Genomic DNA, 24,082 nt, shown 5'->3' with positions numbered 1-24,082 from the left:
TGTTTTGCACGTGCTGCTTGTTTGCGGGATCTCCGCACTTAATTTTGAATTTGTGATTGGTCGGACCTCCGTGGGGAGCGGGCGTGATGGATCTGAGAGAATATACAAGACAATACGCGGTGCAGGACAACAAGCTTGCCGCGCTAAGTTATTTCGGAACATTCGCGGTGTATTTCGCATCGCTTACATTGGCGATCACCTATGTCGACCGCTGGTACATCATGATCCCGGCCGGGATCGTTTTTGCCTTCTCTGCCGTGCGTCTCTATGTCCTGCAGCATGATTGCGGGCACCATTCGTTGTTTGAAACTCGCGAGCAGAACGAATGGGCTGGCCATGGGTTATCGCCCTTCACATTTGCCCCGTTCGAGGTGATGAAGCAGAACCACAATCTGCATCACGCCGGAATCGGCAACCTCGAGCATCGCGAGACCGGTGAAATCCACACCATGACGCTGCGCGAATGGAACGAGGCGGATTGGAAAAAGCGTTTGTTTTACCGACTGTATCGGAATCCCTTCATTCTGGTGCCGGTTGGCGCGCTATTCACATACTTCATCCGCTATCGCTGGCCCAAGAACACCGTGCGGTTCGGCGTGATGGGCGTGGTGCTGCACAACCTCTCGATTGTTGTGTTTTTGGGGCTGCTGTATTTGATCGCCGGTGCCACCGGCATTCTGGTCTGGCTGGTGTTTTCGCTGCTGGGCGGGATGCTTGGGGTGTTCCTGGTGTATTTGCAGCACAATTTCGAAGACACCTACTGGGATCGCCGCCCCGAACTGGATCCGAAGCTGGCTGCGTTGGAGGGGTCCTCGGCGCTGGATTTCGGCTGGTGGTTCGATAATGCGGTGGCCTGCATCACATTGCATGACATCCACCATTTCAATGCCCGCATCCCATCTTACCGGCTGCGCGCGTGCCACTATAACCTGCCGCCAGAATACACACCGCGACGGATTAAGTTTCCCGAGGCAGTGGCGGCGCTGAATCTGAAACTATGGGATGAAGACGCCAAAAGACTTGTCCCATTTCCCAGCCGAACTGCAGGCCATCGCCTGGCCGAAAGCGGGTAACCTCCTATCTAATTCTTGAATTGGCGCTCTCGCAGGAACGTATGTGCTGTGCATTTACAATCTGGGGGAGTTAACGAAAGGAAACGAAATGACCGCAGTTACTGAGGTGCGTGGCGTAGGGCCAGCGCTGGCAAAGGCCTTGAATGCAAAGGGCTACAAAACAGCAGAAGCCATTGCCAAGGCCAAACCGGAAGATTTGTCCGGTGTCCCTCGCATTGGTTCCGCCCGCGCTGATACTCTGATTGCGGCAGCGAAGGAAGTGGTCGGTGCCAAGCCCGCGCGTCGCGCTGCTACCCGCAAGCCTGCAGAGCGGAAATCGGCTGTGCAGCGCGCGACAGCCAAAAGCAATGCGGCTGCGAACAAGGCCGAGGCCGAGCGTAAGGCGGCAAAGGAGCGCGCGGCGGCAGAACAGGCCGCTGCCGAGGCCAAAGCAAAGAAAAAGGCGAAAGCCAAGGCCAAGGCTGAAAAGGCGGCCAAGAAGAAGTCTGAAATGGAGGCGGTGTTTTCCAAAGCTAAGGAAAAGGTCAAAGAAAAGTCCAAGAAGGGTAAGAAAAATAAGAAGCCCAAAAAAGACGTTAAGAAAAAGGACGCCAAAAAGAAGGACAATAAGAAGTCTGACAAGAAGAAGTCCGACAAGAAGCCCGGAAAGAAGAAAGATAAGAAAAAGGCGAAGAAGTGATACTTCTCCGCCTTGTCTGATCGGAAACCGGCGCCTAAATGCGCCGGTTTTTTTATGTCAGCGTGCCGTTGGTCTGAAGGGTTAGCTTGCCGCCCAGATAGGGTGCCAGAACCTCGGGCAGGGTGACCGTCCCATCCGCATTCTGACCATTTTCCAATACAGCTATCAGGCAGCGCCCCACGGCCAGGCCCGAACCATTCAAGGTATGGACATATTCTGGCTTTCCCCCGGCCTCGGGCCGGAAGCGCGCATTCATGCGGCGCGCCTGAAAATCCCCGCATGTCGAGACCGAGCTGATCTCGCGATAAGTATTCTGGCCCGGCAGCCACGCCTCGATGTCGTAAGTGCGTCGTGCACCAAAGCCCATGTCGCCGGTGCACAAGATCACGGTGCGATAGGGGATGCCCAGCTTTTCGAGAATGCCTTCGGCGCAGCGCAGCATACGTTTCTGTTCATCATCCGACTTGTCCGGATGGGTGACCGAGACCATCTCGACCTTTTCGAACTGGTGCTGCCGCAGCATCCCGCGTGTGTCCTTGCCCGCCGATCCAGCCTCGGACCGGAAGCACAGGGAATGGGCGGTATAGCGGCGGGGAAGATAGCTTTCCTCGATCATCGTGTCGTTGACGATGTTGGTCAGTGAAACCTCGGAAGTCGGGATCAGCCACCAGCCTTCGCGGGTTTGATAGCTGTCCTCGCCAAACTTCGGCAACTGGCCGGTGCCCTGCATCATTTCCGAGAGAACCAGAACCGGGCCGTTGACCTCGGTCAGCCCGTTCTCATTGATATGCGTGTCCAGCATGAACTGCGCCAAAGCTCGATGGATGCGAGCGACGCCGCCCGACAGCAGCACAAAGCGCGAGCCGGAGAGTTTGGCAGCCGTCTCAAAATCCATGCCATTCTGAACGGCATCGATTTCAAAATGCTCTTTCGGCGCGAAATCCAATTCGCGTGGTTTGCCCCAGCGGTTGATTTCGACATTGTCGTTCTCATCCGCGCCTTCGGGCACATCCTCGGCGGGCAGGTTCGCGATGCGGATCAGCTGGTCGGCCAGCAGAGCGTCCAGATCCTTGGCCTCGGTCTGCATCCGGGCCACTTCGGCCTTTTTCTCGGCGACCAGAGCGCGCAGGCGTTCGAATTCAGCTTCATCCCCGCGCCCTTTGGCAGCGCCAACCTCTTTGGAGGCCTTGTTCTGCTCGGCCTGTGCTGTCTCAGCAGCCAGAATCTTGGCGCGGCGGCTTTCGTCCAGCCTCAGCAGGTCTGACGACACCGGCGCGTCCCCGCGGCGCGCAAGGGCGGCGTCGAAGGCGGCTGGGTTTTCGCGTATGGCGCGGATGTCGTGCATGGTTCAGATCCTTAACTGCGTGAATCACTGAATCCGCTTATGCACCATCTGAATGGCAGGGTGTAGCACCGGTTACGACTTATCCGCGTCCTCATGTGTTTCATGTGCCAGATGGCCATCCCACTCTTCGGCTGGGATCTTCGGCTCGGGCGGGTCGGCCATGTACGAAGGTGTCATGATCTGCACGTTATTCTCATTGAACACGGCCACGATGTTGCGATGTAAGTCCGAGCGGATTTTCGGGATGATACTGCCCCGAGTGGTATAACCATTGATCTGATAGTTGATCGCGTAATCGGCCAATGCGGTCCATAAAACAAAGGGTTCGGGCTTGGCCTTGATTCCCTTGGTGCGATGGGCTGCCTCGATCAGCATCGCTTCGATCTTTTCGGGCGGCTCTTCATAGCCAATCCCGACGGTCGTATGCAGCAGCAACCCGCTACCGTCTGTTCTTTTTGAGAAATTCACCACGTCCGAATTCATCAATTGGGCGTTCGGGATCGAGATCAGTTCATTCTTGATGGACTTCAGATGCGTCTCCATCAACTTGATCTGCACCACATCGCCAATATGGTCCCCGATCTGGATCCGATCCCCAATCGAGGTTGAGCGGCGATAGATCACGAAGAGCCCCGCCAGCATGTTCGACACGACCGAGTTTGCGCCCAGCGACAGCATGGCACCAACCAGAATCGTCAGCCCCTGAAACGCCGCCGAATCTGATCCGGGGATGTAAGGGACAGCAAAGACCAGAGCGATCAGGATAACGACGACGCGGGCGATGTTGAAGGTCGGGTTCACCCAGTGGCTTTCAAAATCGCCCATGTCAAAGGTTCCCGCCTCGACGGCGTCAAAGAACACACGCATGCCCCGGATAATATACAGCGTTATCCATGCGATCAGTATCAACATGATCAGGTTTGGGATGTAGCTGAGGATGCCTTTGAAGATCAGCAGGACCGGCTCGGTCAAGTAGGTCAGCAGGAGTTGCGCGAAATAGCGCGTCTCGGCAAAGGCAAGCAGAACGAAGGAGAGGTAGTAGTAGAAGCCGAGGAAAAAGATCACCAGCAGGACAAAATTCAGAGCATACCGGATCAACGCGGCGATGGCCTCGGCCTGAACACTTTTGGCGGTCGCGGTTTCGACATCCTTGAGGTAACGCTTGACCAGTTTCAGCGTACGGCGGCGAATGCGCCGGTGCAGCCACAGGATAACGACGACAAAAAGCGCGAATCCAGCTGTCCATGCTAAGGCTTCGATGGCACCCGAAACACGCGCCTGTTCGGTGCGGTTTGCGCGATAGCTTTCAATGGATTGTTTAATAGCGTCGCCGTGCAACAAACTGAGAACGTTCAAGTCCATCTGCTCAAGCTCGGAATCGGCATCGGTCACGATCGAAACTTGAACACCATCGGCAAAGATTCGAATGCCGAACTCTGAGTCCTCGAAGGTTATAGAGACCTGCTCGGCGTCTGAGGCCTCGGCGATTTCGATTATCTTGTTCTGTACACCCGCGGCCCGTTCCGGTGCGGGCAGTGCGCTGGAGCCGCGCAGGTGAAACAAGGTGTCGCCGTCAACGATAACCGGAGCCTGAAAAATCTCTGACTCAGTGTCTTCTATAGCAGGCTCTTCGCTAGTGGCGTTCTGTGCCCATACGGGCGACGCCAGAAGACCTAAACAGGCTGTCACGAGCATCAGGCGAACAAACGCGCCAAGGGTCTGGATTGATTGAATCATTAGGCCTCCTGCCACAGGACTATATCTGACTGGAAGGGTCTGCCTAGAACATATCTGCAACGTCCGGCAGCAAACCTTTGAACCCGATGGTCGAAATGGGGCCAGGTTTGCTTGCAAACCCATGTTTCAAAGCATAGGTTCCCGCAAACTTTGCAGAGAGCTCTCTGCATCATCAGAACAAAGGAATATCCCATGGAAGGTGGCGCAATCGCCCAGTTTCTCCCGCTGATCCTGATCTTCGCGATTATGTATTTTCTGCTGATCCGTCCGCAGCAGAAAAAGATGAAGGAACATCAGGCCATGGTCGAAGCCGTGCGCCGGGGCGATCAGGTTGTCACCCAAGGCGGGCTGATCGGCAAGGTGTCGAAGGTCAAGGAAGGCGATAACGAGATCGAAGTCGAGATCGCCGAGGGCGTTAAGGTTCGCGTGGTGAAATCGACCATCGCTCAGGTTCTGAACAAGACCGAACCTGCGAAGTAACTTCGCGCGACAATTCCTTGAAAAGGCAGGGTAATGCTGCAAATTGATTCCTGGAAGCGGGTTCTGATCTGGTCGGTCTGTGTGATCGGTCTGTTCCTTGCCCTGCCGAATGCGTTTTATACGCGCGTAGAACAATCTAACGATGGCAAGGCTGCGATTGAGCTGGGCATTGATACACCTGAAATGCAGGCCGAGGCCGCGCAATGGCCGAACTGGCTGCCGTCGTCTCTGGTCAATCTCGGGCTCGACTTGCGCGGCGGCGCGCATTTGCTTGCCGAGGTCAAGGTTGATGATGTCTACGAATCCCGGATGGAGGCGATGTGGCCCGAAATCCGCGACGCGCTGCGTGATGAACGCGCGACGGTCGGCACGATCCGTCGTCAGGATTCGGCGCCTGACGAGATTCGCGTGCGCATCAGCCAACCCGAGGGCATGTCCCGCGCATTAGAGGTTGTGCGCGGTCTGGCCCGACAGGTGCAGACGCTGACCGGGGCAGGGGCAACAGATATAGAGGCCCGCGCTGAGGGGGACACTATCGTTGTCCAACTGTCCGAGGCCGAAAAGCTTGCTTCGGATGACCGCACCGTGCGCCAGTCCCTTGAGATCATCCGCCGTCGGATCGACGAGGTTGGCACACGCGAACCAACTATCCAGCGCCAGGGCGCTGATCGTATCCTGATTCAGGTGCCAGGCATCGGTAGCGCCGGGGAGCTCAAAGAGATTATCGGCACGACGGCACAGTTGACGTTCAATCCTGTCGTTGGGCGCGGGACTGACCCGGATGCCATTCCGGGCGTTGGTGAGAAGCTTGTGCCATCGATCGATGAAGATGGTGTGTACTACACTCTGGACGCCGCACCCGTCGTGACCGGTGAAGAATTGGTCGACGCGCAGCCATCCTTCGACCAGAACGGCCGCCCTGCGGTCAGCTTCCGGTTCAACACCTCTGGCGCGCGCAAATTCGGCGATTACACGCTAGAAAACATTGGCGCACCCTTTGCTATCGTCCTGGATGACGAGGTGATCTCGGCCCCTGTAATCCAAAGCCATATCCCAGGTGGTTCGGGCATCATCACTGGCAACTTCACAGTTGAAGAAAGCACCAATTTGGCCGTTCTGCTGCGCGCAGGTGCCTTGCCTGCAGGTCTGGACTTCCTCGAAGAGCGCACCATCGGCCCTGAGCTGGGTCAGGACAGTATCGACGCAGGTAAAGTCGCGACAATCGTGGCCTTTGTCGCCGTGTTGGTATTCATGGCTCTAAGCTACGGCCTGTTCGGCATCTTCGCCAATATTGCGCTGATCCTGAACGTGGGGCTTTTGTTTGGCCTGCTCTCACTGATCGGCGCCACGCTGACCTTGCCCGGGATCGCGGGTATCGTGCTGACCGTCGGCATGGCAGTTGACGCCAACGTGCTGATCTTCGAGCGTATCCGCGAAGAGCTGAAATCTGCCAAAGGTCCGGCGCGTGCCATCGAGCTGGGATACGAAAAAGCGCTTTCGGCCATTCTGGACGCAAACGTGACCACATTCATTACCGCAACCATCCTGTTTGCCATGGGCAGTGGTCCCGTGCGCGGCTTCTCCATTACGCTTGGTCTGGGTATTCTGACCTCGGTCTTCACCGCGATCTTTGTGACGCGTCTGATGATCGTGATGTGGTTCGAACGCCGCCGTCCGAAAACGATCGAGGTTTGACATGAGACTGAAACTCGTACCCCAAAACACCTCGTTCGATTTCTTTAGCCGTTGGAAGGTCTGGCTGGGCATCTCGGGTTTGATGATGGTGATCGCATTCACGTCATTCCTGCTGCAAGGGCTGAACTTCGGCATCGACTTTCGCGGCGGCACCACGATTCGGACCCAAAGCGCGCAAGAGATCGACGTCGGCGCCTATCGCGACGCCATCGCGCCGCTAGAGCTTGGCGATGTGACTATCACCGAGATTTTTGATCCCACCTTTGGCGAGGATGAAAACGTCGCGATGATCCGCATTCAGGCACAGGACGGGGCCGAAGCTGTGGCGGCCGCAACCGTCACAGCCGTCGAAGAAGCGCTGACCGTTGCCGCGCCGGATATCCAGTTCGTCTCGGTAGAATCGGTTGGCCCCAAGGTTTCGGGTGAGTTGATCCAGACCGCGGTCATTGCGGTCGCCTTGGCGATTGGCGCAGTGCTTGTCTATATCTGGCTCAGGTTCGAATGGCAGTTCGCACTCGGGGCGGTCGCCGCGTTGGTGCATGACGTGATCCTGACAATCGGCATCTTCTCGGAACTACAAATCCGTTTTGACCTGGCGATCATCGCCGCTCTACTGACTATCGTCGGCTATTCGCTGAACGACACCGTGGTCGTCTTCGACCGGGTTCGCGAAAACCTGCGGAAGTACAAGAAGAAAGACCTCAAAGAGGTGCTGAACATCTCGATCAACGAAACGCTCAGCCGGACGGTGATGACCTCTGTGACCACGCTGCTGGCGCTGATCTCGCTCTATGTACTGGGCGGAGACGTGATCCGAGGCTTTGTCTTCGCGATGATCTGGGGCGTGATCGTCGGGACCTATTCGTCGGTCTTCGTGGCCTCGACCATCCTGCTGTGGCTGGGGGTCAAGCGCGACTGGTCGAAGCCGTCGAATACGGCGGGCAACCAGTTTGCCAACATTGATGCCTGAGTATTTCGGCCAGACCCCAACCGGTCTGGCCTTTATTATTTTCGCCGCCTTTGTTGGGGGCATCGTGCGCGGGTTCTCCGGCTTTGGGACGGCCCTGATCTTCCTGCCCATCTCCAGCCCGTATCTTGGCCCCTTCGGTGCCATCATCGCGCTGACGGTCATGGACATATTTGGCCCGATCCCGAACCTGCGCCGCGCAGGGACGGTTGTTGACAAGGCAGATCTGATGCGCCTTTTGGTCGGGTGCGCGCTACTTCTACCGGTTGGCTTATGGCTGCTAACCCGGACCGATCCCGAAGTGTTTCGCTATATCGTCAGCCTGATTTCATTGTCGATGCTGGCCGTTCTGGTTTTTGGTCTGCGCTACCGGGGAGCGGTATCGCGTGGCATGGTTGCTGCGATCGGCGGGGCTGCAGGGCTACTGGGCGGGGTAGCCGGGATACCGGGGCCTGCTGTCATCCTGTTTTATATGTCACGGCCCTTACCGGTTGAGATCATCCGCGCGACGATCCTACTGTTCCTGTTTGCTTTCGATTTGCTGATCCTTGGATATCTCGGTGGGATGGGGCGTCTTTCGATCGCGAGCATCGGATTGGGCCTTGCTTTGGCAGTTCCCAACCTTGCGGGCAACTGGCTGGGAGGCTGGATGTTCCGACCCGAGTACGAGAACCTCTACCGCGCCGCAGCCTATCTGGTGATTGCAACAGCGGCCTTGTCCGGCCTGCCGCTTTGGGGCTAGAACCCTGCACATGCGCCTGAACGAGATCACATATACAAACGCTCAGCCGGTTGATGGCTATGGCCCCGGGTTCTTTCGGATAGGCGGGGAAGTTCATGATGGGGCAGTCCTGACCGGCCCCACCGGTACATCGGCTTGGGCGGGTTACTCCGACGCCCAGACCCTGCTGGCCTTGTCCGAACATGTCGATGTTCTGTTCATCGGTACGGGCAAAGAACTGACCCACATCCCAGCCGACTTGCGCACCACATTGGAAGAGGCAGGTCTGGGTGTCGAAATCATGAACTCTCCGGCGGCCTGCCGCACCTACAACGTGCTGCTTTCCGAAGGCCGCCGCGTTGCGCTTGCGCTGATCCCGGTCTGAGGATCTGTTCTTCGTCTAGCTAAAAATATCTCGGTGAGTGTGAGGGGCTGGCCCCTCACTGCGATCCAACCAGCCGCTCTGCGGCAATTCCGACCTTTTGCCCACACGCACAATCCGCTAAGCGGGCTTCATGACTTTAAAGGTAACCGATCTGGCCATCGCACGCGGCGGAGTTCCCGTGCTCGAAGGGCTGAGCTTCTCGCTTGAGGCAGGAAGGGCGCTGATACTGCGGGGACCGAATGGGATCGGAAAGACAACATTACTGCGTACGCTTGCGGGCCTGCAACCGCCGCTGGCAGGGCAAATCGACGGGGCAGAAGACCAGATCGCATACGCGTCCCATTCCGACGGGTTAAAACCGACCCTGACCGTTGTCGAAAACCTCAACTTCTGGGCGTCGGTCTTTGGCACCCGTGATATCCAGCATGCCCTTGATGCGTTTGAGCTGAACGAGTTGGCTGACCGCCATGCGGGCAACCTTTCGGCGGGGCAGAAACGGCGTCTGGGATTGGCGCGTATGTTGGTTACTGGCCGACCGATCTGGATGCTGGACGAGCCGACGGTCTCTCTGGATCGTCACGCCGTGCAGATGTTTGCGGATGCGGTGCGCGCGCATCTGGGGCAGGGTGGTTCGGCCCTGATCGCGACCCATATTGATCTTGGCTTGGACGGAGAGGTTCTGGACGTTGGCCCCAACAAGGCCAAGCCCAAGCCCATCGACGATTTCGACGGAGGTTTCTTGTGATCGCCTTATTGCTGCGTGATCTGAAATTGGCCTTCCGTGCGGGGGGTGGCTTTGGTCTCGGTCTTGCTTTCTTCCTGATCGTCACCGTTCTGGTGCCATTCTCGGTTGGCCCGCAATCTTCGCTGCTTTCGACCATCGCACCGGGCGTTCTTTGGCTGGGCGCGCTTTTGGCGTGTCTACTGTCACTTGATCGCCTTCTGGCGCTGGATTGGGAAGACGGCTCGCTTGATCTGCTCGCGACCGCGCCGCTTCCGTTGGAATCAGTTGTTACCGTCAAAGCGCTAGCCCATTGGCTAACCACCGGATTGCCGCTGGTTCTGGCCGCGCCGTTCCTAGGCGTGTTGCTAAACCTGCCTGTACCCGGGTTTTCGTGGCTAGTGATCTCACTGCTCCTCGGTACTCCGGCGATGAGCGTTATCGGCACTTTTGGCGCGGCCCTTACTGTTGGTCTAAAACGGGGCGGTCTGCTACTGTCGCTTCTGGTTTTGCCGCTCTACGTGCCGACTTTGATCTTCGGAGCCGAGGTCGCCCGACGCGGTGCGACAGGCATGGAGACGCAAACGCCCCTGCTAATGCTGGCAGGGATTACCGCCGCAACGGTCGCACTTTTACCCTTTGCCAGCGCAGCGGTACTGCGCATCAATCTTAGGTGATGGCCACAAAGCTTGACTGAGGTCAATTGAGAACCACGCCGACTCGGACTAGATAGAGCCCATGACAATCGCAGCCAAAGCCAATGCCCTTTGGGAATACGCCAACCCGCGTAAGTTCCTCGCGACCAGCGAACGGGTCCTTCCGTTCTTCTGGATCAGCTCAGGTCTTTGTCTGGTCGTCGGATTGATCTGGGGCTTTTTCTTCACCCCGGATGACTACAAGCAAGGCTCGACCGTAAAGATCATCTACCTGCATGTACCTGCCGCGTTGATGGCGATCAATTGCTGGCTGATGATGCTGGCAACTTCGCTGGTCTGGTTGGTGCGTCGCCACCATGTCAGTGCGCTGGCTGCTCGCGCCGCTGCGCCCATTGGCATCGTGATGACGCTGATCGCATTGGCCACCGGAGCGATCTGGGGGCAGCCTATGTGGGGGACATGGTGGGCCTGGGACCCGCGCCTGACATCGTTCCTGATCCTGTTCCTGTTCTATCTAGGTTATGTCGCGCTTTGGGAAGCGATCGAAGATCCGGATACAGCGGCGGACCTGACCTCGGTCCTTTGCCTCGTGGGCTCGGTCTTTGCGTTCCTCAGCCGGTATGCCGTGAATTTCTGGAACCAGGGGCTGCATCAGGGGGCTTCGGTGATGCGCGCCGGGGCGATCACAGGCACGGATACTGAGGAGAAGGTAAGCAATATCTACTTCTATCCACTGCTGCTTTGCATCATCGGCTTTGTACTGCTGTTCATTGCGCTGGTCTTCTATCGTACGGGCACAGAAATTCGCGCCCGCCGGACCAAGGCGCTTATGGCGCGTGAAAGGGTGAGCGGATGATCCCTGATCTTGGAAAATATGCCGATACCGTCTTGTGGTCCTACGTCGTATCAATCGGACTTCTGATCGCATTGGTGGGTTTCAGCGTGATCCGGGGCCGTAAGGTACGGGCCGAGATGGAGAAGGTTGAACAAAGGATGTCACGCAATGGCTAAGATTTCGCCCCTGATGATCGCGCCTCCGCTGATTTTCGGCGCCTTCGCTGTGCTCGCGGGCATCGGCATGTTCCGTGACGATCCCAACGCCTTGCCCTCGGCGCGCGAGGGTCAGCCAGCACCGCCGGTTGTACTGACCGAGTTCACGGGCAAACCGGGCTTCGATGATGCCACACTGCGTGATGGCGAGGTCAAGCTGGTCAACTACTGGGCCAGTTGGTGTGCACCATGCCGCGTCGAACACCCCAATCTGCAGGCTCTGTCTGACGAGGGTATCCCGGTCTATGGTATCAACTACAAAGATCAACTGGACAACGCCGAAGGATTTCTTGCCGAACTGGGCGATCCCTATGCCGGTATCGGTCGGGATGAACAGGGCCGCATGGGGCTGGACTGGGGCGTCTACGGTGTGCCCGAAACCTATGTGATCGACGGTGAGGGCACGATCATCCTGCGCTGGGCTGGTCCGGTCACTCAGCGGGTGATCGAAAGCACGATCCGCCCAGCGCTTGAGAAAGCCGCAGGTGGCTCATAAGCGATAGCCACCGGTGACGCCCAGAACCTCACCAGTGATGAAGGATGCGGCATCGGACGCCAGAAACCTGACGGCTTTGGCGATATCCTCGGGCTTTCCCGCGCGATCTAAAGCGGTTTCTTTGACAAACAGCGCGGTCAACTCCTCTGACCGAGGCGCTTCGGGGATGTTGATCGCACCCGGCGCGACTGCATTAACGCGTATCCCCTTTGGCCCAAGCTCCTTTGCCATGGCGTGGGTCCATAGATTCAGGGCGGCCTTGCTGGCCCCATAGGTCACCGCATCCCGAGGCGGCAAGACCGCGTTCATGGATGAGATACTGACGATCGAGGCGTCGCGTTTCAGATGTGGTAGCGCAGCAGCCAACAATGCGGCGGGGGCCAGCAGGTTCAAATCCAGAATGGCGCGGTGGTCCTCGGCCCGAAATTCCTCTTTGGGGGTAGATTTCACAAGGCCGGCATTGTTGACGATCACATCCAGCCTTCCAAACCTCTCGATCACCTGCGAAATCACGATAGCCGGCTGGTCGGGCGCAGATAGATCAGAGCGTATGGCCAGAACATCCGCACCCAGTAGCTCGGGCATGGGTTTACTCGACAACCAAGTAAACGCGACGCGGTGATCACGGCTGAGGTCTTCGACGATTGCACGCCCAATTCCGCGTGCGCCGCCGGTTATCAATGCGACTTTGTCCATAATCGTAGGAAATCGGTAAAATGGTCGGGATTCAAGCCGTTACTTACGGACCAAAATCCAGATCATCGCGCCGATGAATGCAAAGGTGGTTAGATTCATAAGCGTATCCGTCAGATCACCGATCAGCATGGCTCAGCCCCTCTTCTCGTAGCCCTCGGAACAGGCAGACCATCAGCAGAACCGAGATGAACACAAAGGGCAGCGCTCCGAGTGAGATCAGGACTTTGACCGATTCCACCGAGCCCGACAGGATCATCGCGACACTCAACAAGCCCAGCAATGCACCCCAGATCAGCCGCACGCGCGGGGGCGGGTTTTCGTCCCCCTGGGACGAGAATGTACCCAGCACAAAGGCCGCGCTTACAACGCTGGTTACGATGAACAGAAACGCCGCTGCTACGGTTACAAGTATTGTGATCTGCGATAAGGGCAAACGGTCGAGCAGGGCGAAGGTCACACGCTCGATGTTTGTTTGCGTATAGGCCAGCAGTTCTCCGGCACCGTTGAGCGCCTCGAACAGACCGATGCCGCCGAAGGCACCGAACCAAAGGATCGAGAACAGCGTGGGCGCAAAGAGTACTCCGATCACGAATTCCCGGATCGTGCGACCGCGAGAGATACGCGCGACGAACACACCAACAAAAGGTCCCCAGGCGATCCACCAGACCATATAGGTGAGGGTCCAGTCGCTGAACCATTTGGTGACGTCATCGCCGAAGAAGGTGAAGGTCTGAAAGCCCCGAGGGATGACATTGGTGACGTAATCGCCGAACCCTTGAACCACAGTGTTCAACAGATACTCTGTAGGCCCGAGGACCACTGTGTAGGCCACAAGGCAGATCGCGATCAGCATTGCCGCATTCGACAAGCGCGCCATGCCTTGACCAAGGTCGATTAACAGAGCAGGGATGTAGGCTGCGACCATCGCCAGGAAAACAACGCCGATCAGAAGGGCACCAACCGTTTCCCGGCCACCCAGAACCGCAATCCCGTCCGCAACCTGGAACACGCCCATGGCCATTGAACCGCCAACACCGATAGAGATTGCAACAATGGCCATGAAATCCGACAGCCACCCGACCCGCTCGGCCCAGCGTTCTCCTGGGAACAGGCTTTTGATCGGTGCACTGACCATCATGCCTGTCCCGCGCCGAAAGCTGAAATAAGCAATGGTCAGCGCGGTCGAACCGTAAATCGCCCATGCGTGCAGGCCCCAATGGAAGTTTGTTGCCAGCATGGCCTGCTGCGCGGCGACATAGTCGGGTGCCATGCCCGAGATGAAGTTGAAATGGGTAAGGGGCTCGGCGACCGCCCAGAACAGCAGTCCAACGCCCATTCCTGCGGAGAACAGCATTGAGATCCAGGTGGCGGTCGAGAACTCGGGCTCTTCATCATCCCGGCCCAGACGGATTTTGCCATAGGGCGAAAAGGCCAGAACCAAACACCCGATCAACATGCCTGAGGCCGCGAGCATCACGAACCAACCGCGACTGTGGAAGGTTTGTTGCACGATGCTATTGGCCCAAGTCACCAAGCTTTCGATATCGACGACGCCCCAGATCCCGATCACGGCGATGACGCTAAGCGAGCAAACCAATAGGGCGTTGGGCTTTTTCATGGTGATGAAATTCCGAAGACTGTCTTGCCCAACAGTTTCAGATTTTTGAATAAATGGCCAGAAAACAAAACCCCCGGCGCAGGGCCGGGGGCTGAGGTTGGATATCAACCTGCTGATTTATGACGCTTTTGCGAGATTGCGCAGCACGTATTGCAGCACACCGCCGTTTTCGATGTATTCGATCTCGGGCGCGGTATCGATGCGGCACTTCAGGGTGATCGTCTTTTCGGTACCATCTCCGTAAATGATGGTGCAGGGCACTTCCTGCAGGGGCTCAACTGAATCCAACCCGTGGATCGATACGGTCTCATCACCCTTCAGACCCAGTGTCTTGCGGGTATCACCATCGGTGAATTCGAACGGTATGACGCCCATGCCTACCAGGTTTGAACGGTGGATGCGCTCAAAACTCTCGGCGATCACTGCCTTGACGCCAAGCAGAGCTGTGCCCTTGGCCGCCCAGTCGCGTGACGAACCTGCACCGTACTGTTCGCCGCCAAAGACGACCAGCGGGGTGCCTTGCTCCTGATAGGCCATCGATGCTTCGTAGACCGAGGTTTGTTCACCATCCGGGCCTTTTGTATAACCGCCTTCGACGCCATCCAGCATCTCGTTCTTGACGCGGATATTGGCGAAGGTGCCGCGCATCATGATCTCGTGGTTGCCACGGCGTGAGCCATACGAGTTGAATTCGCGCGGCTGAACCTGACGATCGGTCAGATACTTCCCTGCAGGTGTCGTTGTCGCAAACGAACCGGCGGGCGAGATATGGTCGGTGGTGATCATGTCGCCCAGGATCAGCAGAACTTTTGCACCATCGATATTCGAGATCGTGCCCGGCTCAGGCCCCATGCCTTGGAAATAGGGAGGGTTTTGAATGTACGTTGACGTCGGTGGCCAATCATAGGTTTCCTGTTGCGGAACCTCGACCTCCTGCCATTTCTCGTCGCCCTTGAAGACATCGGCATATTTCGACTGGAACGCCTCGCGGGTCACGGTTGCCTCAACCAATTCGGCGATTTCGCTTTGGGTCGGCCAGATGTCTTTCATGTAGACATCGTTGCCGGCCTGATCCTGTCCAATCGGTTCCGAGGTCAGGTCGATGTCCAACGTACCAGCCAAAGCATAAACCACCACCAGCGGCGGTGAAGCCAGATAGTTGGCGCGCACGTCGGGCGAGATGCGGCCTTCAAAGTTGCGGTTGCCTGAAAGAACCGAAGTGGCAACAAGATCGCCTTCGGCAATCGCTTCGCTGATTTCCCTTTGGATCGGACCTGAGTTGCCAATACAGGTGGTGCAGCCATAGCCAACAAGGTTGAAGCCGATCTTGTCCAGATCTTCCTGCAGACCCGCAGCTTCCAAGTAGGCGGACACAACCTGCGAGCCGGGCGCCAATGAGGTCTTTACCCACGGTTTGCGATCCAATCCCAGCGCGGCGGCTTTACGTGCAACGAGGCCCGCGCCGATCATTACATACGGGTTCGACGTGTTGGTGCAGGAGGTGATCGAGGCGATCACGACTTTGCCCGATTCCATGCCGTAGTTTTCGCCTTTGACCTCTATTTGTTTGCCCATCGGGCGTTTGAAGGTCTCGGCCATTTCCTTGGTGAATGCGGCCTTGGCGTCGGTTAGTGCGACATAATCCTGCGGCCGTTTCGGGCCCGAGATCGCAGGAACAATTGTGCCCATATCCAGCGACAGAGTGTCGGTGTAGATCGGCGCGTAATCGGCATCGCGCCAGAAGCCGTTTTCCTTGGCGTAGGCCTCGACCAATGCGATGCGGTCTTCGTCGCGTCCAGTATTGCGCATATAGCGCAAGGTCTCGCCGTCAATCGGGAAGAAACCACAGGTCGCGCCGTATTCGGGGGCCATGTTGGCGATGGTTGCGCGATCGGCCAAGGGCAAGCGGTCCAGACCTTCGCCGTAGAATTCAACGAATTTACCAACCACGCCTTTCTCGCGCAGCATCTCGACGACTTTCAGGACAAGGTCAGTTCCCGTTGTGCCTTCGACCATCGAACCGGTCAGTTCAAAGCCCACAACCTCGGGGATCAGCATCGAGATCGGTTGACCCAGCATCGCTGCCTCGGCCTCGATCCCGCCAACGCCCCAGCCCAGAACGGCCATGCCGTTGACCATGGTGGTGTGGCTGTCAGTACCAACAAGTGTATCGGGATAAGCGACTTCTTCGCCGCTTTGGTCCGTGTCCGTCCAGACGGTCTGCGCCAGATATTCCAGGTTTACTTGGTGGCAGATACCGGTGCCGGGAGGCACGACGCGGAAATTGTTGAACGCGTTCTGACCCCATTTCAGGAACTGATAGCGTTCCATGTTGCGCTCATATTCGCGGTCCACGTTCATCTGAAACGCGCGTGGGTTGCCGAACTCATCAATCATGACCGAGTGGTCGATGACCAGATCGACCGGGTTCAGCGGGTTGATCTTTTGCGCGTCCCCACCAAGGCCCTTGATGCCGTCGCGCATCGCTGCCAGATCCACCACGGCCGGAACTCCGGTAAAGTCTTGCATCAGAACCCGGGCAGGGCGATAGGCAATCTCACGTGGGTTCTTGCCACCGTTGGCACCCCATTCGGCAAAGGCTTTGATGTCATCGACGGAAACCGAGAACCCGTCATCTTCGAACCGCAGCATGTTTTCCAGAACCACTTTCAACGCGGCAGGCAGATTCGAAAAATCGCCTAAGCCTGCTTCTTGCGCGGCTGGAATCGAATAATAGGAAATGGATTTGCCATTCACGTTCAGGCTGCGGCGTGTCTTGGCGGTGTCCTGTCCGACCTTGATGGGCATCTGTGGCCTCCCTCTCAAATGACTTGGAATACGGGCTTCGCTAAGGGTTATCTGCATTACCACACCAGTTGTTTCAAGGTGAAACGGGCAGTTTGGGTGGATTTTTGTATACCATTGCACACATTTTGTCGAAAGCTTGTGTCTGAGGTCTCAAGAAACCTTGATTGGCAGTTTATTCGGTTCCGACTTAAACCTTTCAGGCAATCATCCTCTATCGAGAGAAAACATGCTCAGATCAGTCGCTGCGACCGCGTTTGTTTCACTCTTTCTTGCTGCCCCGGCTCAGGCGCAGGATGATCCGGTGGTGGTCGAACTGTTCACCTCGCAGGGGTGCTCGTCCTGCCCGCCAGCGGACCGGATCATGCATGAATTGGCCAAGCGGGATGATGTAATCGGTCTGGCGTTGCATGTGGATTACTGGGACTACATTGGCTGGAAAGATGAATACGCCAATCCCGACCATACCGATCGACAGCGCGCCTATGCACGTGAAGGCGGGCGGACGATGATCTATACGCCGCAGATGGTTGTGAATGGGCAGCAGGATGTGGTTGGGGCCAAGTCAATTGAACTGAACCGGCTAATCGATGCACACCTGACTGCGCCGCCGGAGGCCGAGGTCAGTGCCACGCGTATCGCGAACGAAGTATCCATGAATGTCGTTCCGATCGAGTTACCAGACGACGAAACCTATGATGTTCGGATTGTGCAGTATTCGCCGATGCGTCGCACCTCGATCCGGCGTGGCGAATTGGCCGGACATGATCTGGATTATGCAAACGTGGTCGAGAATTGGCAGATTGCCGGTCGCTGGGATGGCCAAACACCGCAGAGTTTCACCGCAACATTGTCATCGGAATTGCCTGCCGTTGTACTGATCCAGCGCAGTGGCCATGGTCCGATCGTGGCCGCAGCGCGGGTTAAGTGATCAGGGCATATCCTTTGGCTGGACCCCCAGTCCCCTCCAGGACTTCCAGCGCCGATGAATCCAGAACCATTGTCCCATGTGCTGACGCACCATCGCTTCCAGGTCGTCATTGGTGAACTGGGTCATGGTTTTGGCATCAGTATGCGGGACCGGGTCGTGCAGGACGATCTCAAAATCGATCCCGTTGGGTTGGCGCACTGCATAGCAGGGGATCAGCACAGCCTTGTATTTGATCGCAAGTTCCGCGTTCAGCACCGAGGTGACGGCGGGTTTGCCGAAAAAGGTCAGCTCCTCACCACCATGCGCATGCAGGTCGGATACAATGGCAATGATGCCTCCGCTTTTCAGTGAACGGACCATTTCGACCATACCTCGGCGGCCCTGTTCGAACATGGGCGACCCGGTCTGATAGAATGCCTCGACATACATGTCGTTGAAATATGGATTTGCCATGCGGCGATAGAGGCTGCCGATGGGTTTACCGCTACGCGCCTGCAGCGCGACCCGCGCGGCCAGATAGTGCCCGAAATGCGCAGTGATCATCATCACTGGACGCCCTTCCGCCACGGCGGCATCAAATGCTTCGACACCCGAGCCCGATACTTTGGCCTTGCTTTGTCGCTCGATGAAACCGTCGGCTGAAAAATGCTCCATGATCGCGCGCCCGGCATTGTCAGGCACGGCGCGGCAGATGCGTTTGACCTCGGCCTCGGGCAGGTCTGGGCAGGTGAGTTTCAGGTTGCGGCGCACGCGGGTTCGAAAGCCGACAATGGGGGCAAGCCAGCGCACAATCGCGCCCATCGCTCCGATGCGGCGCTCATATGGCAGCAGGCGCATGCCGCGGATTACGCCGGTCAGAAACAGGTTGGCGACGTAGTATTTTCCAAGCTCAAATCGGCTTAGTTCCGACTTTTCGACGGGCATGGGGAGAGACACCTGAGCGTTGTGAACTGCGCGACGAGACATACAGGCCCCATCGTGCGATCACAAGTGGTCGCGCCTTGCCGGACTATTCTGCATTCTCCTCCGCCTCGACCAGTGCGATCGCGCCCTCGTCCAAAAGCGCGCGGATGGCTGCAACGATCTGCGACATCGCTTCTTCACTGTCGGATTGTTTGACCTTGCCACGCTCGGCCATTTCTTCCCGTAAGTTGTCCGCCATGCGAGAGGACATGTTGGCTAGGAAGAACTCGACCGTGGCAAGGTCTTCGTCGCTATTGGCTCCGGCCAACGCCGTGATGAGAACGGGTTGATCCACACCGCGCAGAATCGCTGGAACATCGCGGGGTTCGATGCGCGAGGGCACATGCGAAAAGATGAAGATCGATTGCCGGACGGTATCGGCAAAATCGGAGTCTTCTTCGTCCAGCGCGGTCAGCAAACCATCACGCGTCGCCGCGGCCGACTGGTTGAGGATCGCGCCCACACGCTCACCCGGCCCATCCCGAAAGGCGGGCTCGGGGCGTTGATCCAGCTGAGCGGCCAAGGACCATCCGATCCGCTCTACCGCCTCGGGCGTCACGTTGGCCGTTTTCGATACAGCATAGGTTATCCGTCGCGCTGTGGGGCCGGGCAGGTGGCCCAACAACTGGGCAGCCTTGGCGGTTTCGAGTTTCGACAGCATAACGGCGGCGACTTCGGTGCTTTCAGCTTTGGCCATCTCGGCCAGATCTTCTGAGGGTACTTCGCGCAAACGCTGCCATGGGTCACCGATCTGCCTCACGCCAGCTACCTTGCGCAGCCGGGCGGCGGTGGCTGGGGCGATCTTGCCGTTCACCGCGTCCAGAGCACCGGCTAGCCCATGGGGAAATGCAAGCCCTACGCCATCCAGCGCATCGGCAAATTCCTGCGCGACGGCGGCCAGCGTTACCCGGTCAACCAACCCCATCTGTCCAAGTTGGTGGGTAAGTTGTTCCTGCAGTGAATCAGGAAGCTCTTCCAGCGGGATATCCGCCCCCTCGTTCAGCAGCAGCCGAACCACAACTGCGGCTTTCTCTCGGTTGCTGAGGGCGCGCGGCACAACACGTGGCGCATCATCGTCCTGTTCAACGACCGGGGGTTGCGCGCCCGGCGTCATCTGCACCATTAGTTTCGTGTCCTGCATCTGCCTGCAATGCCTCATTCGCGTTGCAGGCAGAATATAGAGAGTCGGGTAAAGAAACCCTGAAACTCAGTAGCTATATGTCAGCCCTGTTCTGATCGCTTCGCGCAGCGATGTCTCAGCCCATGTGCCTTCGCCACCACGCGCCTTGATCTCGCGCCATTTTGCGATGGCCAACTCGGTCTTGCCCTCTGTAACAAATCCCTGACCCATGTAGCTGCGGGCGAGGATGTTGTCGGGATTGGATTCAATTGCTTTCTGGTAAAATGCGTCAGCCAGTTTCAGCTCACCCATCTTGCGATAGGTGAACCCCCAATAGGTCTGCACCCGATCATCATCTTGATCCATGATACGCAGAATGCCCTGAGCATTTTCGTACTGCCCGTCGTAAGCCAACTCGCGCACGGCATCATACAGTTGGTCTTCGGTGAAATTCGTCTTGTTGGGTTTGACGCAGCGCCCGGCTGCCTCGTCATAGACGCGGCCAAACAGGCATTTCTTGGTGGTGTTGGTGGGCTTGGGCGGGCTGCTGTCCCCACCACCCGCAGCAATGGCCATGGGCGCGAAGGTAAAGGCCTGAAGAGCGATGGCCGAGGCTAGTACAAGACGCATTTTCCTACTCCGTTGTCAAAGAGACTTGTTACAATCATAGCTTGATCTTCAAAAAAGCTAACGATTGACTGATCGCTTTTATTCACAAGCAGGAAATAAAAATGTCAGCTATTGACGATTTTCATGCAGCTTTGGCTTTCGCTGTCCCAAATTGTGCCTTCAGCACAGGACTGGGTTTGCTTGGTGTTACCGTTACAGGCAAATCCGGCGGTGCCCGCACAGATAAGAGCAATTGCGCATAGAGCAGTTCGTAGCATCGAGTTTTCCTTTCGCGGAAACTGTGCCAACAGATTAACCGATTTTTGCCAATCTGGCAAAGACACAAGGCCCGGCTGCATTGAGCAAGCCGGGCCAAGTTTTTAGCACTGTTTGAGTTTGAATTATTCGCCGAATACGCGGGCGAAAATCGTATCTACATGTTTGGTATGGTAGCCGAGATCGAATTTCTCTTCGATTTCTTTCGGGCTCAGCGCGGCGGTGACATCGGCGTCGGCCAAGAGTTCCTCTTTGAAGTCGGTGCGATGCTCCCAGACTTTCAGCGCGTTGCGCTGAACCATGGCATAGGCATCCTCGCGGCTTACACCGGCTTGGGTCAACGCCAACAGCACTCGTTGGCTCATGACAAGACCAGGGAACTTGTTCATGTTCTCGATCATGTTCTCGGGGAAGATCAGCATCTTGTCGATTACACCGGTCAATCGCGCGAGTGCAAAGTCCAGCGTGATAGTGGCATCCGGCCCGATCATGCGTTCGACCGAGGAATGCGAGATATCGCGCTCGTGCCACAGCGCCACGTTCTCCATCGCCGGGATCACGGCAGCACGCACCATGCGCGCAAGACCGGTCAGGTTCTCGGTCAGCACCGGGTTCTTCTTGTGCGGCATCGCGGATGAGCCTTTCTGCCCCATCGAGAAGAACTCGGCCCCCTCCAGCACTTCGGTACGCTGCATGTGGCGGATTTCGATAGCGATGTTTTCGATGCTGCTGGCGATAACACCCAGTGTGGCGAAGAATGCTGCGTGACGGTCGCGGGGAATGACCTGTGTGCTGATCGGTTCAGGCACCAGACCCAGCTTGTCGCAGACATGCTCTTCAACCTGCGGGTCGATATTCGCAAACGTCCCGACCGCGCCGCTGATCGCTCCGGTGGCGATTTCCGCGCGGGCATCGCGCATCCGGGACAAGTTGCGGTCCATCTCGGCATAGAAGCGGGCAAAGGTCAGGCCCATCGTGGTGGGTTCGGCATGGATACCGTGGCTGCGACCGATGCGAACGGTGTCTTTGTGCTCGATCGCGCGGCGTTTCAGGGCAGCCAACAGACCTTCGAGGTCTGCAATCAGCAGGTCGGCGGCGCGGGTCAGTTGCACATTGAAGCAAGTGTCCAGCACGTCCGAGGAGGTCATGCCCTGATGCACGAAGCGGGCTTCCTCGCTACCCACATGTTCGGCCAGATGGGTCAGGAAGGCGATGACGTCGTGTTTGGTGACGGCTTCGATCTCGTCGATACGGGCGACATCAAACTCCACATCCTTGGCTTTCCACACGGCCTCGGCGTTTTCACGCGGGATCACGCCTAGATCGGCCATGGCGTCGCAGGCGTGCGCCTCGATCTCGTACCAAATGCGGAACTTGCTCTCGGGTGACCAGATGGCGACCATGTCGGGGCGTGAATAGCGGGGAATCATTGGCGGCAGCACCTTTTTATGATTGGGATGAGGCGTTGGCGCGGGGTTTAGCCGCGCATAGACCAAGGAACAAGGCGCGAGTGCTGGGATGAGACGGTTTGCCCTGATTTTATTGCTTTGGCCCGGATTTGTGGCCGCCGACGAGTTTCAGCAACTGACGGGTGATGAGATTCTGATGGCGCTTGCTGGCAAGAAGCTCGACTATGGCGAGGGGATCACCCAGACCTTCGATAGCAATATGCAAACGCAGTACTTTTCAGGCCGCCCAAGTTCGGGACGATGGGCCGTTCGTGATGATCGCTATTGCTCGGTCTGGCCGCCTTCGGATTTCTGGGCTTGTTATGATGTTGAGCAAAGCGGTGAAACCATCCGGTTTGTGGATGATTCAGGTAATACAACTGACGGAATCTATTTGAAGTGAGCCTGCCCAGAAATATTTATGATTTCCAGGGGGTTTGGGACCTGAGCCGCCTCATCCGGGACGAGCGTGCAGGCCAGATCATTCAGGCCGAGGGTAAGGCAGAGCTACGGCAAGATACCCAAGGGTTGGTCTATGATGAGACGGTCACGCTGCGTGTTCCGGGGCAGCCTGCAATGACGGGAACGCGTCGATACCTTTGGCGCGACGCCGGTGATCGGATCGCCATTCACTTTGATGATGATCGGTTTTTTCACGCACTTAAACTTGGCCAAACCCGCGTCAAGGATCATCACGATTGCCCGCCGGACAGCTATGATGCAGACTATGATTTCTCGGGATGGCCGCGCTGGACAGTCCGCTGGACTGTATCAGGACCGCGAAAATCCTATGAAATGGAGACCAAATACGCGCTGCGATAGCGTAATCATCTTGCAGCAACGGCCCGGAACGGGCATTGCTGCATGTGCAAATAAGTCCGAATGTGGAGAAATGAGATGAACGCAAACGTACTGGCCAATGCTTTTGGCCCGCGTGAGGGGACGGCGCTGCGCGTCAAGCAGGTGGCTCTGGTTGCCCTGGGTATCGTTGCTCTGGCTGTTGCAGCCAAAATCAAAGTGCCGATGTGGCCGGTTCCGATCACCATGGGCACATTCGCCGTTCTGACCATCGGCACCGCCTATGGCGCGCGCCTTGGCCTGATCACGATGCTGGGTTACCTGCTGGTTGGTGCTCTGGGCTTTGACGTGTTTGCGGGTTCCTCGGCCGAAAAATTCGGCCTGACCTACATGATGGGTGGCACCGGTGGCTATCTGGTCGGTTACCTGATGGCGACCATTCTGCTGGGCGCACTGGCCGCGCGCGGCTGGGATCGTTCGGTCGGCAAGCTGGCGCTGGCGCTGGTGCTGGCCAATGTCCTGATCTATGTGCCGGGCCTGCTGTGGCTGGGTCAGCTGTATGGCTGGGACAAGCCGATCCTGGAATGGGGTCTGACACCGTTCCTGCTGGGTGACGCAATCAAGCTGGCGCTGGCCGCTCTGCTGATCCCTGGCCTGTGGAAGCTGCTGGGCGACGCACGCACCTGATAGCGCGCTCTTGCGCAAGACACACCCGCGTTCGGAGCTTTCCGGACGCGGGTTTTTTATTGTCTGCAGAACAGGATACTGGACAAAGTCAAACTGCATGGGCAACCTGACATCAGAAAACTGATC

25 protein-coding genes are annotated in these 24,082 nt (G+C 57.3%); 16 read left to right on the top strand and 9 right to left on the bottom strand.

The genetic code is table 11. The annotated features are described in order from the left end of the window. Positions 1–86 precede the first annotated feature (86 nt). Both ACR0AY_RS04775 and ACR0AY_RS04770 read left to right on the top strand, forming a co-directional pair. Positions 87–1,073, top strand: coding sequence for a fatty acid desaturase (locus ACR0AY_RS04775; protein WP_170396376.1), 987 nt, complete (start codon positions 87–89; stop codon positions 1,071–1,073). An 88-nt stretch (positions 1,074–1,161) separates the two neighbouring features. Continuing rightward, positions 1,162–1,752 carry a helix-hairpin-helix domain-containing protein gene (locus tag ACR0AY_RS04770; protein WP_170512874.1) on the top strand — a complete coding sequence of 197 codons (591 nt, stop codon included), beginning with the start codon at positions 1,162–1,164 and terminating at the stop codon, positions 1,750–1,752. Between the two features lie 52 nt (positions 1,753–1,804). Here ACR0AY_RS04770 and serS read toward each other — a convergent pair whose 3' ends face one another. Together serS and ACR0AY_RS04760 are read right to left on the bottom strand one after the other, a co-directional pair. After that, positions 1,805–3,097 (bottom strand): serine--tRNA ligase, encoded by a 1,293-nt coding sequence (gene serS, locus ACR0AY_RS04765; protein ID WP_480453769.1) that lies wholly within the window; start codon positions 3,095–3,097, stop codon positions 1,805–1,807. A gap of 72 nt (positions 3,098–3,169) precedes the next feature. Next, positions 3,170–4,834: a mechanosensitive ion channel domain-containing protein gene (locus ACR0AY_RS04760; RefSeq protein ID WP_170512878.1), complete on the bottom strand. Its 1,665-nt coding sequence runs from the start codon at positions 4,832–4,834 to the stop codon at positions 3,170–3,172. A gap of 192 nt (positions 4,835–5,026) precedes the next feature. On the opposite strand from ACR0AY_RS04760, the gene yajC reads away from it, so the two are divergent. From yajC to ACR0AY_RS04710, 10 genes are all read left to right on the top strand, one after another. Beyond that, the gene (gene yajC, locus ACR0AY_RS04755) at positions 5,027–5,314 is read left to right on the top strand and encodes a preprotein translocase subunit YajC (RefSeq protein WP_155151194.1); all 288 of its coding nucleotides are present in this window, start codon (positions 5,027–5,029) and stop codon (positions 5,312–5,314) included. Positions 5,315–5,347: 33 nt separating this feature from the next. Continuing rightward, positions 5,348–7,009, top strand: coding sequence for a protein translocase subunit SecD (gene secD, locus ACR0AY_RS04750; RefSeq protein WP_170512880.1), 1,662 nt, complete (start codon positions 5,348–5,350; stop codon positions 7,007–7,009). 1 nt (position 7,010) lies between these two features. Continuing rightward, positions 7,011–7,979, top strand: a complete 969-nt coding sequence (secF, locus tag ACR0AY_RS04745; RefSeq protein WP_170396385.1) for a protein translocase subunit SecF — start codon at positions 7,011–7,013, stop codon at positions 7,977–7,979. Beyond that, positions 7,972–8,718 (top strand): TSUP family transporter, encoded by a 747-nt coding sequence (locus ACR0AY_RS04740; protein WP_170513042.1) that lies wholly within the window; start codon positions 7,972–7,974, stop codon positions 8,716–8,718. Before secF ends, ACR0AY_RS04740 begins: the two co-directional genes overlap by 8 nt. Positions 8,719–8,728: 10 nt before the next feature. After that, the gene (locus tag ACR0AY_RS04735) at positions 8,729–9,082 is read left to right on the top strand and encodes an Mth938-like domain-containing protein (protein ID WP_170403221.1); all 354 of its coding nucleotides are present in this window, start codon (positions 8,729–8,731) and stop codon (positions 9,080–9,082) included. A gap of 130 nt (positions 9,083–9,212) precedes the next feature. Continuing rightward, positions 9,213–9,827, top strand: a complete 615-nt coding sequence (ccmA, locus tag ACR0AY_RS04730) for a heme ABC exporter ATP-binding protein CcmA (RefSeq protein ID WP_170396391.1) — start codon at positions 9,213–9,215, stop codon at positions 9,825–9,827. Next, positions 9,824–10,480: a heme exporter protein CcmB gene (gene ccmB, locus ACR0AY_RS04725; protein ID WP_170396393.1), complete on the top strand. Its 657-nt coding sequence runs from the start codon at positions 9,824–9,826 to the stop codon at positions 10,478–10,480. The genes ccmA and ccmB overlap by 4 nt, the downstream gene beginning before the upstream one ends. A gap of 61 nt (positions 10,481–10,541) precedes the next feature. Further along, positions 10,542–11,315: a heme ABC transporter permease gene (locus tag ACR0AY_RS04720; protein ID WP_170396395.1), complete on the top strand. Its 774-nt coding sequence runs from the start codon at positions 10,542–10,544 to the stop codon at positions 11,313–11,315. Further along, a complete protein-coding gene (ccmD, locus tag ACR0AY_RS04715; RefSeq protein ID WP_010442050.1) occupies positions 11,312–11,470 on the top strand; it encodes a heme exporter protein CcmD in 159 nt (52 codons plus the stop codon). Before ACR0AY_RS04720 ends, ccmD begins: the two co-directional genes overlap by 4 nt. Beyond that, positions 11,463–12,005 carry a DsbE family thiol:disulfide interchange protein gene (locus ACR0AY_RS04710; RefSeq protein WP_170512883.1) on the top strand — a complete coding sequence of 181 codons (543 nt, stop codon included), beginning with the start codon at positions 11,463–11,465 and terminating at the stop codon, positions 12,003–12,005. The genes ccmD and ACR0AY_RS04710 overlap by 8 nt, the downstream gene beginning before the upstream one ends. Here ACR0AY_RS04710 and ACR0AY_RS04705 read toward each other — a convergent pair. The 3 genes from ACR0AY_RS04705 to acnA all read right to left on the bottom strand — a co-directional run bounded on the left by ACR0AY_RS04705 (position 12,000) and on the right by acnA (position 17,127). Then, complete coding sequence (locus tag ACR0AY_RS04705; protein WP_480453765.1) at positions 12,000–12,701, bottom strand: SDR family NAD(P)-dependent oxidoreductase; 702 nt, start codon at positions 12,699–12,701, stop codon at positions 12,000–12,002. The genes ACR0AY_RS04710 and ACR0AY_RS04705 overlap by 6 nt on opposite strands. A gap of 115 nt (positions 12,702–12,816) precedes the next feature. Further along, on the bottom strand, positions 12,817–14,319 hold the full coding sequence (locus ACR0AY_RS04700) for a BCCT family transporter (RefSeq protein ID WP_170512887.1): 1,503 nt from the start codon (positions 14,317–14,319) through the stop codon (positions 12,817–12,819). A 117-nt stretch (positions 14,320–14,436) separates the two neighbouring features. Beyond that, positions 14,437–17,127 carry an aconitate hydratase AcnA gene (gene acnA / locus ACR0AY_RS04695; protein WP_170512889.1) on the bottom strand — a complete coding sequence of 897 codons (2,691 nt, stop codon included), beginning with the start codon at positions 17,125–17,127 and terminating at the stop codon, positions 14,437–14,439. A 226-nt stretch (positions 17,128–17,353) separates the two neighbouring features. On the opposite strand from acnA, the gene ACR0AY_RS04690 reads away from it, so the two are divergent. Then, positions 17,354–18,055, top strand: a complete 702-nt coding sequence (locus ACR0AY_RS04690) for a DUF1223 domain-containing protein (RefSeq protein WP_170512892.1) — start codon at positions 17,354–17,356, stop codon at positions 18,053–18,055. On the opposite strand, the gene ACR0AY_RS04685 is transcribed toward ACR0AY_RS04690, so the two are convergent. The 4 genes from ACR0AY_RS04685 to purB all read right to left on the bottom strand — a co-directional run bounded on the left by ACR0AY_RS04685 (position 18,056) and on the right by purB (position 22,453). Beyond that, the gene (locus tag ACR0AY_RS04685) at positions 18,056–18,979 is read right to left on the bottom strand and encodes a lysophospholipid acyltransferase family protein (RefSeq protein ID WP_170396406.1); all 924 of its coding nucleotides are present in this window, start codon (positions 18,977–18,979) and stop codon (positions 18,056–18,058) included. 85 nt (positions 18,980–19,064) lie between these two features. Next, positions 19,065–20,159 (bottom strand): flagellar motor switch protein FliG, encoded by a 1,095-nt coding sequence (locus tag ACR0AY_RS04680; protein WP_480453764.1) that lies wholly within the window; start codon positions 20,157–20,159, stop codon positions 19,065–19,067. Positions 20,160–20,225: 66 nt separating this feature from the next. Continuing rightward, positions 20,226–20,768 (bottom strand): tetratricopeptide repeat protein, encoded by a 543-nt coding sequence (locus ACR0AY_RS04675; protein WP_170512894.1) that lies wholly within the window; start codon positions 20,766–20,768, stop codon positions 20,226–20,228. A gap of 380 nt (positions 20,769–21,148) precedes the next feature. Beyond that, positions 21,149–22,453 carry an adenylosuccinate lyase gene (gene purB / locus ACR0AY_RS04670; protein WP_170396410.1) on the bottom strand — a complete coding sequence of 435 codons (1,305 nt, stop codon included), beginning with the start codon at positions 22,451–22,453 and terminating at the stop codon, positions 21,149–21,151. A gap of 88 nt (positions 22,454–22,541) precedes the next feature. On the opposite strand from purB, the gene ACR0AY_RS04665 reads away from it, so the two are divergent. The 3 genes from ACR0AY_RS04665 to ACR0AY_RS04655 all read left to right on the top strand — a co-directional run bounded on the left by ACR0AY_RS04665 (position 22,542) and on the right by ACR0AY_RS04655 (position 23,956). Then, positions 22,542–22,874 carry a hypothetical protein gene (locus ACR0AY_RS04665; protein WP_170396412.1) on the top strand — a complete coding sequence of 111 codons (333 nt, stop codon included), beginning with the start codon at positions 22,542–22,544 and terminating at the stop codon, positions 22,872–22,874. Then, positions 22,871–23,293 carry a DUF6314 family protein gene (locus tag ACR0AY_RS04660; protein ID WP_170422260.1) on the top strand — a complete coding sequence of 141 codons (423 nt, stop codon included), beginning with the start codon at positions 22,871–22,873 and terminating at the stop codon, positions 23,291–23,293. The genes ACR0AY_RS04665 and ACR0AY_RS04660 overlap by 4 nt, the downstream gene beginning before the upstream one ends. Positions 23,294–23,368: 75 nt before the next feature. Next, entirely contained in the window at positions 23,369–23,956 is a 588-nt protein-coding gene (locus ACR0AY_RS04655; RefSeq protein WP_010442062.1) for a biotin transporter BioY, read from the top strand. Positions 23,957–24,082: the final 126 nt, after the last annotated feature.

Source organism: Ruegeria sp. A5, assembly GCF_056543005.1.
The sequence above is the reverse complement of the archived record's forward strand: the minus strand, read 5'-3'. Positions and strand labels throughout refer to the sequence as shown.